The organism is Streptomyces murinus (assembly GCF_002154555.1).
GTDB lineage: Bacteria > Actinomycetota > Actinomycetes > Streptomycetales > Streptomycetaceae > Streptomyces > Streptomyces murinus.
Genome location: NZ_MUNF01000238.1, coordinates 21,580 through 39,441 on the forward strand (window position 1 = coordinate 21,580; position 17,862 = coordinate 39,441).

A 17,862-nucleotide genomic window follows, 5' to 3' on the forward strand; every position below is an offset into this window, starting at 1 on the left:
TCCGGCCTTGCGGGAGGTCGCTCCGGACCTGGGGAAGGTCGCCCGCGAGCGCGGCGGCGATCCGCAGATGCCGCTGCGCCTCCTCGTGCCGTGACTGCCGTTCGAGCGTGCGGCCCAGCATCAGCCGGGCGTAGTGCTCCACCGGGTCGCGCTCCACGATCGTCCGCAGCTGGTCCTCGGCCCGCCGCAGCTGCGCCGAGTGGTAGTACGCACGGGCCAGCAGCAGCCGGGGCCCGGTCTGCTCCGGCACCTCCTCCACCAGGGCGACCAGCACGCGCGCCGCCCCCGCGTAGTCCTTGGCCGCGAAGAACGCCCGGGCACGCTCCCAGCGCTCGGCCGGGCTGCCGTGGTCGTAGTACGTGGTCTCCACTTGGGACCTCCTTCGCCGGGCACAACGGCACCAGGTAGTTCAATATTCCACTACCTGCTTCCGTGGGGCCGGTCCACGTCCGGTTCCCGGGCCGAGGCGACCCCTTGGTCCCTCCTCCGGGGTCCCGCATAGATCCCGGACGGCGTCGGCGACTGTCTACCGGTGTCAGCGATGGATCGGCAGCGGAGTCATCTCCACCAGGCGGCGGCCCGTGCCGCCCCAGCGCAGGGCGATGACCTCGGCCATGATGGCCACCGCCGTCTCCTCCGGGGTGCGGGCGCCCAGGTCGAGGCCGATCGGGGCGGAGAGTCTGGAGAGTTCCGCCTCGGTCATGCCCTCCTCGCGCAGTCGCCGCAGCCGGTCCTCATGGGTACGGCGGCTGCCCATCGCGCCGATGTAGCGGGCGGGGGTGCGCAGCGCCCGCTGGAGCAGCGGCACATCGAACTTCGGATCGTGGGTGAGGACGCAGATCACCGTGTTCTCGTCCACCTCGGTCGACTCCAGATAGCGGTGCGGCCAGTCCACCACCAGCTCGTCCGCGTCCGGGAAGCGGCGGCGGGTGGCGAACACCGGGCGGGCGTCGCACACCGTGACGTGATAGCCGAGGAACTTGCCGATCCGGGCCACCGCGGACGCGAAGTCGATGGCGCCGAACACCAGCATCCGCGGCGGCGGCGCGAAGGACTCCACGAACACGGCGACATCGTCGCGCCGCTCCTCACCCGCGCGCCCGACCCGCACCACACCGGTACTGCCCTGCGCCAGCAGCCCCTGCGCCCGCTCGACCACCGCGGCGTCGAGACGGGGGCCGCCCAGCGTGCCCTGCGCACCGGACGGCGTGACGATCATCTGACCGGCGGGCGCGGCCGTGGGATCCGGCTCCGCGCCACCGCCCTCGTCGGGCAGCGGCGACACCACCGCCACCGGCCGCCCCGCGTCCATCGCCTCCAGCACCCCCGGCAGCCCCGGGAAGCGGCCCGCGCCCGCCGGCCGTACCAGGATCTCGATGATCCCGCCGCAGGTCAGGCCGACCGCCAGCGCGTCGTCGTCGCTGACGCCGTAGGTCACGAGAGCGGGCTCGCCGCTCTCCAGGACCTCGCTCGCCAGCTCGTAGACCGCGCCCTCCACGCAGCCGCCGGAGACGCTGCCGATCACCTCGCCGTCCTCGGCGACCGCCAGCGACGAGCCCGCCTGGCGCGGCGCCGACTTCCAGGTCCGTACGACCGTCGCCACCGCGAATCGCTTGCCGGACGCACTCCAGGAGGAGAGGCCCTGCGCGATGTCCCGCATTCGTGTGCCTCCTTCGGCGGCGGCCACCACCGCCACACCCACCGAATACCCGTTCGGTCCTGTGTGCAGGCCGTACGGCGGTCCGCGCCTTGGCGTCCGGCCCCGGCCCAAACCCCGTGGCAGCCGTTCTCACCCGCCCGGCGTCCGGATCATGCGAATGCCGTCCGTCGCATGTCAACGGCAGCTTAAGTCTTCGCTTAAGTGACCGCGCCCTCCGCGCCGAGCGAGTTAAGCAAAGGCTTAAGCCGCGATTGACACCCCGCCCCGGACGGAGGCGCAATGATCTTTGGACAACGGCGCCCGACGCGCCCGGCTGCCCGCCGGGCGAGACAGGGGAGTGCGGCATGCAGGTTCCCGCTCCGTTCGAGTACCAGCGGGTGGGCACGGTGGACGAGGCGGTCACGCTCCTGGACCGGCTCGGCGACACCGCCCGCCTGGTGGCCGGCGGGCACAGCCTCATCCCGATGATGAAACTCAGGCTGGCCAACTTCGAATACCTGATCGATATCAATGAGCTGCACGACGAGCTGGGCTATATCCGTGTCGAGCCCGGCATGATCCGCATCGGCGCGATGACCCGGCACCGCGAACTGCTGGAGTCCGACGAACTCGCCGCCGCCTTCCCGATCTTCCGCGACGCCGAACGGGTGATCGCCGACCCCGTGGTGCGCAACCGCGGCACCCTGGGCGGCTCCCTGTGCCAGGCGGACCCCTCCGAGGACCTCTCGGCGGTGTGCACCACGCTGGACGCGTCCTGCGTCATCCGCGGGATGGACGGCGAGCGCGTGGTCTCCATGGAGGACTTCCACCAGGGCCCGTACGAGACCGCCGTCGGCGACGCGGAGATCCTCACCGAGGTCCGCTTCCCGGTCCGCCCGCGCGGCTCCAGCGCCTACGAGAAGGTCGAGCGGCGCGCCGGGGACTGGGCGGTCGTCTCGGCGGGCGCCGCGCTCTGGCTGGACGGGTCCGGGCTGATCGCGGACGCCCGGGTCGGCCTCGCCGCCGTCGGCCCGAACACCGCCGGCATCCCCGGGATCGCCGACGCCCTGCGCGGACAGCCGCCCGCCGAGGAGCTGTGGGCGCGGGCCGGCGACATCGCGGCCGAGTCCTGCTCCCCGGCCACCGACCGGCGCGGCAGCGCCGAGTACAAGCGGCATCTGGCCCGCGAGCTGACGATGCGCGTACTGCGCCGGGCCACGGCCCGGATCAACGGACAGGAGGTGTGATCGTGCAGGTCACCATGACCGTCAACGGCGAAGAGGTCACCCGGGAGATCGAGGGCCGGCTGCTGCTGGTGCACTTCCTGCGCGACCACCTCCAGCTCACCGGCACCCACTGGGGCTGCGACACCAGCAACTGCGGCACCTGCGTGGTCTGGCTGGACGGCGAACCCGTCAAGTCCTGTACGGTACTGGCCGCGATGGCGGGCGGCCACGAGGTACGCACCGTCGAGGGCCTGGAGCAGCACGGCGAACTCGACCCGATCCAGCGCGGGTTCATGGAATGCCACGGACTCCAGTGCGGCTTCTGCACCCCCGGCATGATGATGACCGCCCGCGCCCTGCTCGACCGGAACCCGGACCCCTCCGACGAGGAGATCCGCGAGGCCATCTCGGGCCAGATCTGCCGCTGCACCGGCTACGCCACCATCGTCCGCTCGATCCGCTGGGCCGCCGCCGAACAGGCCGGCACCCGCACCACCGCCGAGGAGCCCGAGCGGACCGTCGCACCGGCCGACGCTCCCGGACCCTCCGTCGCGTCGACCTCGGGGAGCGCCTCATGACCACCGTCGCCGCCAACGGCCACCGCACCGCCTTCGTCGACAACGACCAGAAGCCCAACGGCCACGGCCGGATGCTGCGCAAGGAGGACCCCCGCTTCGTCCGCGGCCGGGGCCGCTATGTGGACGACCTCCAACTGCCCGGCATGCTCCACCTGGCGATCCTGCGCTCCCCGCTCGCCCACGCCCGCATCCTCTCCGTCGACACCACCCTCGCCGAGGCCCACCCCAAGGTCCGCCTGGTGGTCACCGGCGCGATGCTCGCCGAGAAGGGCCTGGCCTGGATGCCGACCCTGTCGAACGACGTGCAGGCCGTCCTCGCCACCGACAAGGTCCGCTTCCAGGGCCAGGAGGTCGCCTTCGTCGTCGCCGAGGACCGGTACGCGGCGCGCGACGCCCTCGAACTGATCGACGTCGAGTACGAACCCCTGGACGCGGTGATCGACGTACGCACCGCCCTCTCGCCCGAGGCGCCGGTCATCCGCGACGACCTGGAGGGCAAGGCCGACAACCACGTCTTCGACTGGGAGACCGGGGACGCGGACGCCACCGACGAGGTGTTCCGGCGCGCGGACGTGGTCGTCTCGCAGGACATCGTCTACCCGAGGGTGCACCCGGCTCCCATGGAGACCTGCGGCGCGGTCGCCGACTACGACGCGGTCGACGGCAAGCTCACCCTGTGGTCCACCACCCAGGCCCCGCACGCCCACCGCACCCTGTACGCGATCGTCGCCGGACTGCCCGAGCACAAGATCCGGGTGGTCTCCCCGGACATCGGCGGCGGATTCGGCAACAAGGTGCCGATCTACCCGGGTTATGTGTGCGCGATCGTCGGCTCCCTGCTCACCGGCAAACCGGTGAAGTGGATGGAGGACCGCGCGGAGAACCTGATCAGCACCGGCTTCGCCCGCGACTACATCATGCGCGGCGAGATCGCGGCCACCCGCGACGGCAGGATCCTCGCGATCCGCACCAACGTCCTCGCCGACCACGGCGCGTTCAACGGCGTCGCCGCGCCCGTGAAGTACCCGGCCGGCTTCTTCGGCGTCTTCACCGGCAGCTACGACCTGGAGGCGGCCTACTGCAAGATGACCGCCGTCTACACCAACAAGGCGCCGGGCGGGGTGGCGTACGCCTGCTCCTTCCGCATCACCGAGGCGGTCTACCTGGTCGAGCGGATCGTCAACTGCCTCGCCGACGAACTGCGGATGGACCCGATCGAGCTGCGGATGAAGAACTTCATCCGGCCCGAGCAGTTCCCGTACCGCACCAAGACCGGCTGGGTCTACGACTCCGGGAACTACGCCCCGACCATGGAACTGGCCAAACAGCTCGCCGGATACGACGAGTTGCGCGCCGAGCAGGCGGAGAAGCGGGCCCGCGGCGAGATCATGGGCATCGGCGTGTCCTTCTTCACCGAGGCGGTCGGCGCCGGACCCCGCAAGGACATGGACATCCTCGGCCTCGGCATGGCCGACGGCTGCGAACTGCGGGTCCACCCCACCGGAAAGGCCGTCGTACGGCTGTCGGTGCAGAGCCAGGGGCAGGGCCATGAGACGACGTTCGCGCAGATCGTCGCCGAGGAACTCGGCATCCCGCCCCAGGACATCGAGGTCGTGCACGGCGACACCGACCAGACCCCGTTCGGCCTCGGCACCTACGGCAGCCGCTCCACGCCGGTCTCCGGCGCGGCGGCCGCCCTGGTCGCCCGCAAGGTCCGCGACAAGGCGCGGCTGATCGCCTCCGGGATGCTGGAGGTCTCGGTCGCCGACCTGGAGTGGGAGAAGGGCTCCTTCACGGTGGCGGGCGACCCGAACGCCTCCGTGACCATCCAGGACATCGCGATGCGGGCGCACGGCGCGGGCGATCTGCCCGAGGGCGTCGAGGGCGGTCTGGAGGCGCAGATCTGCTACAACCCGGAGAACCTCACCTATCCGCACGGCGCCTACATCTGCGTGGTCGACATCGACCCGGGCACCGCGAAGGTGACGGTACGGCGGTTCGTGGCGGTGGACGACTGCGGCACCCGCATCAACCCGATGATCATCGAGGGCCAGGTGCACGGCGGACTCACCGACGGCGTCGGCATGGCGCTGATGGAGATGATCGCCTTCGACGAGGACGGCAACTGCCTCAGCGGCTCCCTGATGGACTACCTCATCCCGACCGCCCTCGAAGTGCCCGACTGGGAGACGGGGTTCACGGTCACCCCCTCCCCGCACCACCCGATCGGCGCCAAGGGCGTGGGCGAGTCCGCGACCGTCGGCTCCCCGCCGGCGATCGTCAACGCGGTGGTCGACGCGCTCTCCCCGTTCGGGATCCGGCACGCGGACATGCCGCTGACCCCCTCCCGGGTCTGGGAGGCGATGCAGGGCCGGCCCCTCCCGCCGATCTGACGAGAAGTGGCGCCCGCCGCAGGAACAGGAGACGGTGACGGAGTCGAGGAGGTGACCGGGGTGCCCAAGACGGTGAGCGCGCGTGCGCTCGAACTGGCCCAGCGGCGCGTGCCGTTCGTGCACGCCCGCGTCGTGCGCGCCCAGCCGCCCGCGTCCGCGCACCCGGGCGACGAGGCGATCGTGTACGGCGACGGCACGATCGACGGATTCGTCGGCGGGATGTGCGCCGAGGGCTCGGTGCGCACGGCGGCGCTCGGCGCCCTCAACGGCGGCGGGCCGCTGCTGCTGCGGGTGCTGCCGGCGGGCGAGGTGGCCTTCCCGGACACCCCGGGCGCCAAGGTGGTGGTCAACCCCTGTCTGTCCGGCGGGGCGCTGGAGATCTTCCTGGAGCCGGTGCTGCCGCCGCCCCTGATCGAGGTCGTCGGCACCACCCCGATCGCGGAGGCGTTCATCGCCCTCGCCGATGTCCTCGGCTACGCCACCGCGCGCTCCCTGCCCGACGGGCCGCCCGCCGAGTACACCGGCGCGGTGATCGTGGCCGGGCAGGGCCGCGGCGACGCCGAGGCGCTGCGCGCCGCCCTGGACGCGGACGTCCCGCACATCGCCCTGGTCGCCAGCCGCCGCCGGGGCGCCGCCCTGCTGGACGAACTCGGCCTCGGCGAGGCGGAGCGGGCCCGTGTGCACACCCCGGCCGGCCTCGACATCGGCGCCCGCACGGCACCGGAGGTGGCACTGTCCATCCTCGCGGAGGTGGTGGAGGCCGTACACGCGCGCGGCGCGCCACCGCCGACGGCCCTGCCCGAAGCGCCGGTCCAGGTCGTCGACCCGGTCTGCGGGATGACGGTGACCGTGACCGCCGATACGCCTCATCTCACCGCCGGGGACAAGGAGTTCTGGTTCTGCGGCACCGGCTGCCGGGACCGCTGTGCGACGGGGCTGGTGGGCGGGTGAGCGCACTCTTCCTGGACGCCGAGGACGTACGGCGCCGTCTCGCCGAGGTCGGCCACCTCGTGGACGAGGGCACCGCCACCGCCCTCTACCTGGCCACCGTCCTCGACCGGCCGCTGCTCCTGGAGGGCGAGCCGGGCGTCGGCAAGACCAGCGCGGCCAAGTCGCTCGCGGAAGCCCTCGCCACGCCGCTGATCCGCCTCCAGTGCTACGAGGGACTGACGGCCGGAGAGGCGCTGTACGAGTGGAACTACCAGCGCCAGCTGCTCGCCGTACGGCTCACCGAGGCGCGCGGGGAGCGTCTGGGCGACGCCGACCTGTTCACCGAGGACTTCCTGCTGGACCGGCCGCTGCTGCGCGCCGTACGCCATCAGGGGCCGCTGCCGCCGGTGCTCCTGATCGACGAGATCGACCGCGCGGACGACGAATTCGAGGCGCTGCTCTTCGAGTTCCTGGGGGAGTGGAGCATCACCGTCCCGGAGCTGGGCACCTTCGCCGCCGCCCGGCCCCCGGTGGTGGTCCTCACCTCCAACCGCAGCCGCGAACTCCACGACGCGCTGCGCCGCCGCTGTCTCTACCACTGGATCGACTATCCCGTCCCCGAGCGCGCGGCGGAGATCCTGCGCCGCTCGGTGCCGGCCGCGAACGAACCGCTGATCGCGTCCGCCACCGCGTTCATCGGCCAGGTCCGCGCGCTGGATCTGGACAAGGCGCCCGGCCTGGCGGAGGCCATCGACTGGGTGTCCGCGCTCGCCGCGCTGCGCGTGTCCCGGCTGGCCCGCCGCGATGTGATCAGCACCCTCAGCGCGGTCGCCAAGAGCCCCGACGACCGCACCACCATCACCGGGGCCCTCGGCGAGCTCGGCTACCCCGAAGAAGCGAGGAGACCGTAAGCCATGAAGATCGACAACGAGTTCCGGGTGGACGCGCCCCTGGAGCGGGCCTGGCAGGCGCTCACCGATCTGGAGGGCCTCGCCCCCTGTATGCCCGGTGCCCAGCTCACCGGGGTCGACGGCGATGTCTACCGGGGCAAGGTGAAGGTCAAGGTCGGGCCGGTGATCAGCCAGTTCCAGGGCACCGCCCGCTTCACCGAGCAGGACGAGGCCAGCCACAGCGCGGTGATCAGCGCCTCCGGCAAGGACACCCGGGGCCAGGGCAACGCCTCCGCGACGGTGCACGCCCGGCTGCGGCCCGACGGCACGGGCACCGCGGTGAGCGTCAGCACCGACCTCAACATCAGTGGGAAACTGGCCCAGTTCGGCAGCGGCATGATCAAGGAGATCTCCGAGAAGCTGTTCGCGCAGTTCGTGGCGAACGTGGAGGAGCAGCTGCTGCACAAGCCGGAGCCGACGGAGCCGGAGGCATCCGAGGCACCTGCGCCCGCGCCCTCGTCCGCGACCACCGCCGAGCAGAGCGCCGTCGGGCCGTCTACCGCCGAGCCGACCTTGACCGAGCCGACCGCCGCCGACACCCATGCCCCTGCGGATGCCCCTGCGGACGCCCATGCCGTACGGCCCTCAGCGCCCCCTCGGTCCGAGTCCGCCGCCGCGCCCCGGCCCGCCGCCCGCCCGCAGCCGACCGTGCGCGAGAACGAACCCCTGGACCTGATGCAGTACGCCGGGAAGTCGGTGTACAAGCGGCTCGTCCCGGTGGCCGTCGGCGCGGTCGTCGTCGGCGTGGTGATCTACTGGGCGGTGCACTGAGCCCGGCGAGGCGGTGACACGGGAGCCCGTGTGATGACGCCGACCGAGCCGTTCCTGCCCGCCGTCGACCGGGCCGCGTTCGCCGTTGCGCTCGCCGACCGGCTGCGGAGCCGGGGCGTGCCCGTGGGCCTGACCTCGGCCCGGGACTTCGTACGCGCGCTGGCCGCGTCATGGCCCACGACACGGTCCGCCCTGTACTGGACGGCCCGGGTCACCCTCGTCCGCGACCAGCCGTATCTGACCCGCTTCGACGAGGTCTTCGACGCGGTGTTCGGGGACGCCGTGCTGTCCCTGGACCCGCACGCCCGCCGTACCGGCCGGGGCGCCGTGCCACCCGCCGGAGACGACGTCCGTGCCCCGCTGCCCGCGGGCGCGTCCGGCGATCCGGTGGAGGACGCGGGGCTGCCCTGGGTGACGCTGCCGCCGGTGGTGGGGGCGGCCGAGCCGAGCGAGGAACACGTACTGACCGTGCCGCAGCGGCTGCCGACCGAGCTGGCCGGTGCCGTGGACACACCGTTCGAGCGGCTCGGCGAGCGGGAGGCGGCGCTGCTCGGGCAGTGGCTGGAGACGGGGCTGCGGCAGTGGCCGACGCGCCGCTCCCGCCGGTACACGCGGCGTCCTGGCGGGCCCCGGGTGGCGATCCGGGAGACGGTGGCCCGCTCCCGGCGCACCGGCTGGGAACCGGTCCGGCTGGTGCGCACCGGGCCCCTGGACCGGCCCCGGCGGGTGGTGGTGCTGTGCGATGTGAGCCGGTCGATGCAGGCGCAGGCGGTGGCCTATCTGCATCTGATGCGGGTGCTCGCGCTGACCACGCGGGCCGAGGTGTTCGCCTTCGCCACCTCGCTGACCCGGCTCACCAACGTGCTCGCGCACCGCTCAGCCGAGACGGCGTTCGAGGAGGCGTCGGGGCGGGTCGAGGACCGGTTCGGCGGCACCAGGATCGCGCACTGCCTGGAAACCCTGCTCGCCTCCCACCACGGGGGCGCGCTGCGCGGCGCGGTGGTGCTGATCGCCTCCGACGGCTGGGACGGCGACCCGCCCGAACGCCTCGCCGCGGCCATGGCCCGGCTGCGCCGCCGCGCCCATACGGTCGTCTGGCTCAACCCCCGCGCGGGCGCCCCGGGTTACCGTCCCCGTACGACGACGATGACCGCCGCGCTCCCGTACATCGACCTGCTTCTCCCGGCGGACACCTTCGCCTCCCTGCTGCGGGTGGCCCCGGAGGTGGCCCGGCTGACGGGGCGCGGCGGCCCGCCTCGGCGTCGCACGAAGGTGTGGGAGTAGGCCCCCACGGCCGGCCCCGGCGCTGCACCGGCCCCGGCGCTGTCCCGGTCGGAGTCGCGATCCTCGGCGTTCCTAGGATGGGACGTTCTGGATCGTTCTGGCATGTGCAGGGAAGGGAGGCCGTCGATGCTGGCCGCCGTCGTCGACTCACCCGGTCGTCTCGCCGATGTCCTGGCCGTACGCGAGGTGGCCGGGCCGCCGGCCCCCGGCGCGGGCGAGGTCGTGGTGCGGATGCTCGCGTCGACCGTCCATCCCTCCGACGAGGTCACCGTCTCGGGCGCCTACGGGACCCGGACGTCGTTCCCCCTGGTCCCGGGGTTCGACGGCGTCGGTGTGATCGAGGCCGTCGGACCGGGGGTGCCCGCCGCGGCGCTGGGCCGGCGGGTGCTTCCGCTGGGTTCCGCGGGGGCCTGGCAGCAGTACAAGCGGCTCGACCACTCCTGGTGCGTCCCGGTCCCGGACGATCTCCCCGACGACGTCGCCTGCTTCGCCTCCATCAACCCCCTGACCGCCGTGACGATGGTCGAGCGGTTCTGCCGGCCGGGGGTGCGCGCCGTGGTGGTCACGGCGGCGGCCTCGGCCATCGGCGGACACCTGGCGGAACTCCTCACCGCGCGCGGTGTCGCGCCGATCGGGGTCGTACGCGGAACGCCCGGGCGGACGGTCGCCGAGCCGTCCCGGTGGCGGGCCCTGATCCGCACGGACGAGCCCGGGTGGCGCGAACGGCTGCGGGCGCTGACCGGGCCCCGGGGGATCGACGTGGCCTACGACTGCGTCGGCGGCGAGGTGGGCGCGGACATCTGCGCACTTACGTCCGGCGACGGCGTGTTCGTCCACTACGGGCTGCTGTCGGGCAGGCCGCTGCCCGCGCGGTGCTTCACCGAACCCGGGGGCCCGCGCGTGGAGTTGTTCCGGTTGCGCGACACCGTCCATGGGGACGGGCGGCGCCATCTGCCCGAGCTGTTCGCGCCGGTCTTCGAGCAGCTGCGCCGCGGCCTGCTGCGTACGGCCGTGTCACACCGGGTCGGGCTCAGCGCACTCGTCGAGCATCTCCGGGCGCCCGCCGCCGGGTACAGAGGCGGAAAGCTGCTGATCGAACCGCAGCGGTGACGCCGCGGCTCAGCTCCACAGCGTCACATGGATCGCCGGACGGAACCGGCCCGCCGTGACGCCCGCGCCGCGCAGCATGGCCTGGGTGGCGCGCGGGGTGGTGACGAAGCGGCGGAGTTCGGCGGCGGCGGGCGGGGCCTCGCGGTCGCCGAGCGTGAGGAGGTTCCAGGAGCCGCGCGCGGGCAGTTGGGGGCCGCCGAGCTGCCGCAGGTCGCCGTCGGCGAGGTCCTTGCTGACCGCGAACGTCACCGCGAGCGCCACCCCGGTGCCGTGCTTCGCCTCGTCCACCGCCGCGGTGTGGCTCTGGAAGATCCGCTGGCGGTCCTCGGGAATCTGGAGCCGCCGCAGCACCGACGGCACTATCCCGGCCCGCCCCACCGCCGAGGGCCCGAGCAGCCAGGTCTGCTCGCGCAGCTCCGCGACCCCGGCGGGCCCGGTGCGGGCGGCGAGCGGATGGGTGGCGCCGACGACCGCGATCATCTGGTAGTTGAGGAAGTGCGTACAGCTCATCGAGGCGTCCACGGTGGCCGGCCGGGGTCCGATGGCCACGTCCACCGCCCGCTCCAGCAGCAGCAGCGGGAAGCGCTGCGGATCGTGCACGCTGAGTTCGACGTCGAGATCGTCGGCCCGCCCCGCGAAGAGTTCGATCAGGCCGGGCGCCGCGTACTCGGCGAACAGGCTCGAGGTGGCGACCCGTAGCAGCCGCCGCCCGGACCCGGCCTGCTGCACCTCCAGCACGGTCTGGTCCTGAAGGCCCAGCATCTGCGCCGCGCGGCTGGCGAGCCGCAGTCCGCCCGGGGTGAACGCCAGCCCGCTGCCCGTGCGGGTGAACAGCTTGTCGCCGAGCTCCCGGCGCAGATGGGCGATGTGCAGCGAGACGGCGGCCTCGGTCACCGCGAGGTCCGCCGCCGCTGCCTTCACGGAGCCGAGCCGGACGGTCGCCGAGAACGCCCGCAGCTGTGCCGGGGTCAACCAGAACCTCCCCTGATCACCACGGATGCCTGTGCATATGTGGCGGGTGTGACCTGCGTCTCAAGCTACCGCACAGATCGTTCCGGGGCCATGAAACCGGCCGAATCCCCGGGCCCCGGCCGCACCCCTCGCACACCTGTGCCCGGCGCATCGCCGACGCGGCCGTCGATGGGCCGTTCGGCCCCGCAATCGCTGCCGACAGGCCCCTGTGCCCGGCGCCCGCGCATGACGATGATCGGCGCATGCGAGGAAGGGAAGGCCAGGAGTGATCGCCGTGGTCGGACATCCGGATCTCACCGTGCCGACGCTGGCCCTCCTGGAGGAGGAGCTGCGCTCGCGGCTGGCCGACCGCGCCCGCACCGGCCGCGCCGGGCTGGTCCGCGCCGGCAGGGGCCTGCCCGTGGCGTTCGGGCGGGCCGCGCGCAAGGCGGGGCTGGCCCTGGTGACCGTGCTGCCGTCCCTCAGCGGCGTGCCCGCCTACGTCGCCGAGCCGGACCGCAAAGCGGCCGGTGAACTGCTGCTGCTGTCGCAGATGGTGCGCCTGGTCGAGTACGACCCCGGCGACCGCGCCTCCTGCATCGGCGCCGACGAGGCCCTGGTCCGCTCCTGCGCCCGGGTGCTGGCCATCTGGGACGGCTCACCCTCCAACGGCCGTGACGCGACCGCCCACTTGGTGGCCTACGCGCGCAGCCACGGCGTCGACGTGGAGGTGCTGTGGCCGGGCGGCGCCGAGCACCGGACCGTTCCGCCCGCCGAGGCCCGGGGGGTCTGCGGGCTCACAGGTCGTTCCCCGCGTACGACAGATTGAAGCTCTTGTTGGTCAGCGGGAAGTCCGGCACGATCGTGTCGGTCAACGCGACCGGCAGCGCGGGCCAGTTGAAGAAGGACGGGTCGACGGGCTTGACCCGGCGCAGCGTCCCGTCGGGGGCGAGTTCGACCCGGGTGGCGATGGTGCCGCGCCAGCCCTCCACCAGACCCACCCCGCTGCGGGGCCCCGTGCCCGGCGCCGGTGGCGCGCCCAGCGCGGTGACCGGCCCGGCGAGTTCCCCGGCGAAGTGCCCGATCATCGCGAGGGAGACGTCGATCTCCTCGGCCCGCACCAGGAAGCGGGCCAGTACGTCGCCGCCGCCGCGGACGGCGCCCTTCGGCGCGTGGTGGTCGAGGAACGGGTGCGCGCGGCGGGCGTCGTGGTCGAGGCCGCTGGCGCGGGCCACATAGCCGAGGCAGCCGATCTCCCGGGCGGCGTCGGCGGGCAGCACGGCGGTGCCGGTGAAGCGGTCGCGGACCGTGGAGTGGCCGAGGGCGAGGCCGGTGAGCTCGCGGATGTCCTCGCCGATCGCCTTGAGCCGTCGTACGTCCGGCACGGAGCGCAGGTCCGCGCCGCCGGGGACGATGCCGCCGCGCAGCAGCCGATGGCCGGTGATCTCCCGGTTGAGGCGCAGGAGTTGTTCGCGGATCCGCTGGGCGTGGGCGTTGAGGATGCCGTGGCCGACGTCGTTGCAGAGCATGCCGAGGTCGGCCACATGGTTGTGGACCCGCTCCAGTTCGAGGAGCAGGGCACGGGCGCGCCGGGCCGCGTCCGGGACCTCGGCGCCGGTCGCCTCCTCGACGGCGAGGCAGTACGCGAGGGCGTGGCCGACGGCCGTGTCGCCGCTGATCCGCTCGGCCAGCGGCAGCCCGGCCGCGACGGTGCGCCCCTGGAACAGCTTCTCGACGCCCTTGTGCACGAACCACAGGCGGGCCTTGAGCCGGAGGATGGTCTCGCCGACCACGGAGAACCGGAAGTGGCCCGGCTCGATCAGCCCCGCGTGCACCGGCCCGACCGGGATCTCGTACACCCCGTCGCCCTCGACCTCCAGGAAGGGGTACGGCCCCTCCTGCTCCCCGAAGGGCGGCGGGGGTCCGGCGTCCGGGCGCATCGGATACCAGCCGCGCGGCCAGTGGAAGTGCCGTACCAGCCGGCGGGGCAGCGGATGCCCGAGCGGTACGACGCCGAACAGGTCCCGCATCTCCCGCTCGAACCGGCCTGCGGGGTACGAGAGATGGGCCAGTGTCGGCAGTTCGGGGCGGTCGGGATCGAGCAGTACATGGAGTTCGGTACGGGTGTCGGGCGGTCCGGCGACGAACAGGTACACCACGCGGATGCCGAGCTTGTCGTGATGGGCGGCGACCAGCGCGAGCCGATGGCCGTCCGTCAGCAACTCCGCCGCGCGGATGGGCAGTTGGGACAGGGCGAGGATTTCCGTCGTGCGCATGGGGTCAGCGCCCTCCGATCGCGCCGGCGGCGGCGCGCAGCAGGCCGGTGAGGGGTCCGGTGGCGGTGCCCAGGGCCGCGCAGGCGGCCAGGGCGAGCAGCAGGGGCCAAGTGCCCTTACGGGAATGGCTCGTTGGCATGTCGGGTGCCGGGCCGAGGAGCATATGGGCGGTGCGGGCGGCGAGTGCGGCGAAGGCGGTGAGTACCAGCAGCAGGGCCGCCGCCGTCGCCCAGGCGAGTGCGGTACCGGCGGCGAAACCCGCGCGGGCGATGCCGAGTTCGGAGGCGAAGAGGCCGAACGGCGGGAAGCCCAGCAGCGCCGCCACCGCGCAGCCGAACACCCCGCCCAGCAGCGGTGCCCGGCCGAGCAGCCCCCGGATCCGGCCGATGCGCGAGGTGCCGGTCAGCTGGAGGATCCGGCCCGCGGCGCAGAACGCGGCCGACTTGGCCAGGCCGTGCCCGGCGATGTGCAGCAGCGCCGCCGACAGGGCGAGGGGGCTTCCGACCGCCGTGGCCAGGGCGATCAGGCTCATGTGCTCCATGCTGGAGTAGGCCAGCATCCGCTTGTGGTCGCGCTGGGCCAGCAGCAGCCCGGCGGCGAGGGCCAGCGTGAGCAGGGCGATCCCGGCCAGCAGCACCCGGGTGAAACCGGCGCCGAGGGCGGCGTCCGCGATGACCCGGTAGCGCAGGATCGCCGAGAACGCCACGGACAGCAGCACCCCCGACATCAGCGCGGACACCGGCGCGGGCGCCTGGCTGTGCGCGTCCGGCAGCCAGGCGTGCAGCGGGACCAGGCCCGCCTTGGCGCCGAAGCCGAGGACGACCAGGGTGACGCCGAGCCGGGTGACCCCCGCGTCGAGGCGGCCGGCGTGGGCCACCAGCGTGGGCCAGTCCAGCGCCCAGGACTCGGCGACGCCCGCCTGCCGGGCCGCGTAGTAGATCAGCACCGTGCCGAGGAAGGCGAGCGCGATGCCCGCCGAGCAGATCACCACGTACTTCCACGCGGCCTCCACCGAGGTGCGGGTGCGGCGGTGGCCCACCAGGAACGCCGTGACGATGGTGGTGGCCTCCACCGCCACCCACAGCACCCCGAGGTTCGCGGTCACCACGGCCAGGCACATCGCGGCCAGGAACGCCTGCACCAGCACCTGGTACCGCCAGGCCGTGCGGCGGCTCGCCCGTCCCGCGGCCTGCTCACCCGCCAGGTACGCGGGCCCCGATCCGCACGCGATCAGCGCCACGGCGCCCACCACCAGCAGCATCCAGACGCTGAGGGCGTCCGCCCGCAGCAGCCCGGACCAGGCGGTCAGCGGACCCGTACGGGGGACCCGGACGGCGAGGAGGCCCCCGCACAGGAGGATCACCAGGGGGGAGACGAGTCCGGCCCAGGCGGCGGGCTGCCGTCCCGGGGGCACCGGGGCACCCGGTGACCCCGGAGGCATGCCGACGGGGTCGCCGTCCGGTGCCCCGGCGGCCTGGCCGGGCAGCATCCCCGTGGCCGGGCCGGGCAGTTCCCTCGTCTCCCGGTCGGGGAGCGGATCCGCCGCACCCGTGTGCGCCCCCACCCCTACGGGCCGGCGTACCCGCACCCGCACCGGGACCGGTCGGGGCGCCCGGACCGGGGTGAGCGCGTACGTGGCGGCGGCCAGCAGCGGTACGGCGGCGGGCGCGGTGAGCAGGACGGCGGTCGGCGTCGCGTTCATCAGTCGTGCAGCTCCCGCAGGTCGTCGATGTCGGTCGTGCCGAAGGCCGCCCGCATCCGGGTGGTGAGGATCTCCAGCACCAGCACCGCCAGCAACACATCGAAGGAGACGCCCAGTTCGACGATGAGCGGCACCCCGGAGGTGGCGAGGAAGGCGGTGGCGGTGATGCCGTTGTCCAGCAGCAGGAACCCGACCACCTGGGCGAGCGCCCGGCGCCGGGTCACCAGCACGAAGAACCCGATCAGTACGACGGCGAGCCCCACCGGCAGCGCCCGGGTGGCCGGGGTCGGATCGAGCAGGGTCAGCGGCCGGGACACCGCGTAGGCGAGCAGCGTGAGCAGGGCCGCCGTCAGCAGCGAGGCCGCCACATTGACCAGCGGCCGGGTCTCGCGGACCTCCTCGCCGCCCCGGCCCGCGGACAGTGCGGCCAGCGCGCGCCGCATCAGGTACGGCAGGAGGCCCGCCCGCAGCACTCCGACACCGAGGCCCACCCCGACCAGGTCCCACCGCCCCTCGTGCGCCCCGAGCAGTACGGCGAGGGCGGCGAGGGCCACCCCTTGGAGGGCGAACACCCGGATGATCGCGGTGAGTTCGCGCCGCCACAGCACCAGCACGGCCGCCAGCAGAAAGACCCCGCAGGCCAGATCGAGGAGCCGGGTGTACAGGCCGCCGCTCATGACGCTCCGTTCAGGAAGTACGACGCGGACACCGAGAGCAGCGCCAACAGGAAGGAACCGGCGAGGAGTTCGGGCACCCGGAACAGCCGTACCTTCGCCCAGCACACCTCGGCGGCCGCCAGCAGCGCGCCCAGCACGGCCACCTTCACCGCGCACAGCACCGGGGCCGCGGCCAGCGCGGCCCAGGAGGTGCCGGTGGCGATGCCCCAGGGCACGAAGAGCGAGGACAGCAGCCCGAGCAGCAGCGCCAGCCGCAGCTGTGCCCCGAGTTCGACCAGCGCCAGGTCGGGGCCCGCGTACTCCAGCACCATCGCCTCGTGGATCATGGTGAGTTCGAGGTGTGTGGAGGGGTTGTCCACCGGGATCCGGCCGGTCTCGGCGAGCACCGCGACCGCGAGCGCGGCGACGGCGAGCAGCCCGGCCGGCGAGGCGAACCGGGCCGGCTGTCCGAGGGCGTCGGCGACGATCGCCGGGATGTTGGTGGTCCCGGCCGGTATCGACAGTGCGAACACCGAGAGCAGGATGGTCGGTTCGACCAGTGCCGCGACGGTCATCTCCCGGGAGGCGCCCATCCCGCCGAACGCGGTGCCGGTGTCCAGGCCGGCCAGGGCGAGGGCGAGCGTGCCGAGCGCGAACAGCGCCACCACCACGATGAGATCCGCGTGCCCGCTCACCGGTGTGGCGGTGGACAGCAGCGGCACCAGCGCGGCGGCCACCACGGTGGTGGCGACCAGCAGCGCGGGCGCGACCCGGAAGGCGGGCCCGGTCCCGACCGGGGTGACGGGCTCCTTGCGCAGCAACTTGCGCGCGTCCCGCCAGGGTTGCAGCACCCCGGCCCCCGCCCGGCCCTCGAGGCGGGCCCGCACCAGCCGCATCCACCCCGTCAGCAGCGGCGCCCCGGCCACCACGGCGACGACCTGGCCGACGACGGCCGCGTACCCGAGCGCGTTCCTCACCAGCCCACCACCAGTGCCGAGAGCAGGACCACGAGTCCCGCGAAGCCATAGCCGAGATACACATGCACACTGCCGCCCGCGAGCCGCCGCGCCGCCCGGCCGGTCCCCTCCAGCGCCCGCAACACCGGCTCGTACAGGTGGTGTTCGATCCGGTCGGGTACCCGGCGCCGGAACCGCACCCGCTCCACCAGGTACGCCGAGCCGCGCACCGGGGTGACGGCCACGTCCTGCTCCGGGGCGAGCACCTCGTCGAAGACCCGCTGCAACGGCTCGGCGAACGAGGTCGCCGTGTACGCCATGCGCGGTGTCGGCGCCCCGCCCCCGCAGTCCCACAGCCGGGCGCCCGTGCGGCGCCTTCGGCGGCAAAGGAGGCGGGGCAGCCCGGTGGCGAGCGCGAGCGCGGCGGTGAGGGCGGCCAC

At 73.5% G+C, this 17,862-nt stretch carries 16 protein-coding genes and 1 pseudogene; 9 read left to right on the top strand and 8 right to left on the bottom strand.

The annotated features are described in order from the left end of the window. Both CCN72_RS16065 and CCN72_RS16070 read right to left on the bottom strand, forming a co-directional pair. Positions 1-370, bottom strand: a 370-nt coding sequence (locus CCN72_RS16065; protein WP_086808124.1) for a tetratricopeptide repeat protein, incomplete at its 3' end; no start/stop codon positions are given. A 165-nt stretch (positions 371-535) separates the two neighbouring features. Then, complete coding sequence (locus tag CCN72_RS16070) at positions 536-1,660, bottom strand: XdhC family protein (protein WP_086808111.1); 1,125 nt, start codon at positions 1,658-1,660, stop codon at positions 536-538. Between the two features lie 344 nt (positions 1,661-2,004). On the opposite strand from CCN72_RS16070, the gene CCN72_RS16075 reads away from it, so the two are divergent. From CCN72_RS16075 to CCN72_RS16110, 8 genes are all read left to right on the top strand, one after another. Continuing rightward, entirely contained in the window at positions 2,005-2,886 is an 882-nt protein-coding gene (locus tag CCN72_RS16075) for an FAD binding domain-containing protein (RefSeq protein WP_086808112.1), read from the top strand. Next, entirely contained in the window at positions 2,883-3,443 is a 561-nt protein-coding gene (locus CCN72_RS16080) for a (2Fe-2S)-binding protein (protein WP_372504362.1), read from the top strand. The genes CCN72_RS16075 and CCN72_RS16080 overlap by 4 nt, the downstream gene beginning before the upstream one ends. Further along, positions 3,440-5,836, top strand: coding sequence for an aerobic carbon-monoxide dehydrogenase large subunit (locus CCN72_RS16085; RefSeq protein WP_086808113.1), 2,397 nt, complete (start codon positions 3,440-3,442; stop codon positions 5,834-5,836). The genes CCN72_RS16080 and CCN72_RS16085 overlap by 4 nt, the downstream gene beginning before the upstream one ends. 60 nt (positions 5,837-5,896) lie before the next feature. Continuing rightward, positions 5,897-6,787, top strand: coding sequence for an XdhC family protein (locus CCN72_RS16090; protein WP_244174249.1), 891 nt, complete (start codon positions 5,897-5,899; stop codon positions 6,785-6,787). Next, the gene (locus CCN72_RS16095) at positions 6,784-7,677 is read left to right on the top strand and encodes an AAA family ATPase (RefSeq protein ID WP_086808115.1); all 894 of its coding nucleotides are present in this window, start codon (positions 6,784-6,786) and stop codon (positions 7,675-7,677) included. The genes CCN72_RS16090 and CCN72_RS16095 overlap by 4 nt, the downstream gene beginning before the upstream one ends. A 3-nt stretch (positions 7,678-7,680) precedes the next feature. Continuing rightward, entirely contained in the window at positions 7,681-8,487 is an 807-nt protein-coding gene (locus tag CCN72_RS16100; protein ID WP_086808116.1) for an SRPBCC family protein, read from the top strand. A 33-nt stretch (positions 8,488-8,520) separates the two neighbouring features. Continuing rightward, complete coding sequence (locus CCN72_RS16105; protein ID WP_086808117.1) at positions 8,521-9,771, top strand: vWA domain-containing protein; 1,251 nt, start codon at positions 8,521-8,523, stop codon at positions 9,769-9,771. 126 nt (positions 9,772-9,897) lie between these two features. Continuing rightward, complete coding sequence (locus CCN72_RS16110; protein ID WP_086808118.1) at positions 9,898-10,881, top strand: zinc-dependent alcohol dehydrogenase family protein; 984 nt, start codon at positions 9,898-9,900, stop codon at positions 10,879-10,881. A gap of 9 nt (positions 10,882-10,890) precedes the next feature. Here the strand turns inward: CCN72_RS16110 and CCN72_RS16115 are convergent, their stop codons facing one another. After that, positions 10,891-11,853 (bottom strand): LysR family transcriptional regulator, encoded by a 963-nt coding sequence (locus tag CCN72_RS16115; RefSeq protein ID WP_085567920.1) that lies wholly within the window; start codon positions 11,851-11,853, stop codon positions 10,891-10,893. Between the two features lie 265 nt (positions 11,854-12,118). On the opposite strand from CCN72_RS16115, the gene CCN72_RS16120 reads away from it, so the two are divergent. Then, entirely contained in the window at positions 12,119-12,661 is a 543-nt protein-coding gene (locus CCN72_RS16120; RefSeq protein ID WP_086808119.1) for a hypothetical protein, read from the top strand. Here the strand turns inward: CCN72_RS16120 and CCN72_RS16125 are convergent. From CCN72_RS16125 to CCN72_RS16145, 5 genes and pseudogenes are all read right to left on the bottom strand, one after another. Beyond that, complete coding sequence (locus CCN72_RS16125) at positions 12,630-14,108, bottom strand: hydrogenase large subunit (protein ID WP_086808120.1); 1,479 nt, start codon at positions 14,106-14,108, stop codon at positions 12,630-12,632. The genes CCN72_RS16120 and CCN72_RS16125 overlap by 32 nt on opposite strands. A gap of 4 nt (positions 14,109-14,112) precedes the next feature. Continuing rightward, positions 14,113-15,810, bottom strand: coding sequence for a proton-conducting transporter transmembrane domain-containing protein (locus CCN72_RS16130; protein WP_244174251.1), 1,698 nt, complete (start codon positions 15,808-15,810; stop codon positions 14,113-14,115). Then, positions 15,810-16,487 carry a hypothetical protein gene (locus CCN72_RS16135; RefSeq protein ID WP_086808121.1) on the bottom strand — a complete coding sequence of 226 codons (678 nt, stop codon included), beginning with the start codon at positions 16,485-16,487 and terminating at the stop codon, positions 15,810-15,812. Before CCN72_RS16135 ends, CCN72_RS16130 begins: the two co-directional genes overlap by 1 nt. After that, positions 16,484-17,443, bottom strand: a complete 960-nt coding sequence (locus CCN72_RS16140; RefSeq protein WP_086808122.1) for a respiratory chain complex I subunit 1 family protein — start codon at positions 17,441-17,443, stop codon at positions 16,484-16,486. The genes CCN72_RS16135 and CCN72_RS16140 overlap by 4 nt, the downstream gene beginning before the upstream one ends. Next, positions 17,440-17,862: pseudogene (locus tag CCN72_RS16145) on the bottom strand (proton-conducting transporter transmembrane domain-containing protein); the annotation flags it as partial. The gene CCN72_RS16140 and the pseudogene CCN72_RS16145, both read right to left, overlap by 4 nt.